This window comes from Georgenia sp. SYP-B2076 (genome assembly GCF_003991205.1).
Lineage (GTDB): Bacteria > Actinomycetota > Actinomycetes > Actinomycetales > Actinomycetaceae > Georgenia.
This window is the reverse complement of the sequence record NZ_RXOZ01000029.1, coordinates 1-717: the sequence shown is the minus strand read 5'-3', so window position 1 is coordinate 717 and position 717 is coordinate 1. Positions and strand designations below refer to the sequence as shown.

General features: G+C 73.9%; 1 protein-coding gene. It reads right to left on the bottom strand.

Features of this window, described 5'->3' with window-relative positions; genetic code table 11:
• Positions 1 to 717 (bottom strand): DUF222 domain-containing protein (locus tag EJK16_RS11310; RefSeq protein ID WP_127129366.1); only part of this gene is annotated, 717 nt, incomplete at both ends.

Here is a 717-nt window from a genome sequence, read left to right as displayed (position 1 = left end):
GGCGGCTGCGGCGACGAGGCGCTGCAGCGTGTCGAAGGGGACGGTGACACTGAGGTGGGGGCGGATGCGGGCGCCGGGGCGCAGGGTCCCTGAGTCCAGGGCGAGGTGCGCGAGCCCGACGAGGGCGTTGGCACGGCGCTGCGCCGGTGTCCGGGTGTCCGTCTTGGACGGCGTTCCCATGCGGGCCGAGAGTGCGGTCAGCAGGAGCTTGCCGTTGGTCGTGGACAGCCAGCCGCCCGGGAGATACCCGTCGGTGGTCTTCGCGAGGGAGAACTCCTCGCGCTGGCTGTCCTCTTTGTAGGCGCGGTCGGCGGCGTCGGGGTCGGCGCGGGTGCCCCACTCCTGGACCGCGAGGGTGAAGTCCGCGGCGTCGAGGGTCTTGGCGTGCTCGAGGAGGAACGCCTCGCCGACGCCGGGGTCGGTGAGGCGTTCGCGCCTGACGTCGGTGTCTGCCGTGTGCCGCACCATCGCGGTCACGTGGTCGGTGCTGATCTCGCCGGCCGCGAGGGCCTTGGCGGTGGCGGGCAGGTGGTCGCGCAGCGCCCGGGCCTGCTTGATCTCGCGTGCGGCGCTGGCGCCGTGCTTGCCGGAACGTGCCCGGTACCAGGCGGTCATGGACCGTGCGCCGTCGAGCGCCCAGAGGCCGTCCGCCTCGATGGTCGCCAGCGCGCGGGCGCCGAGCGCCTCTGCCTTGCGCCGGACCTGCTCGACACCGTC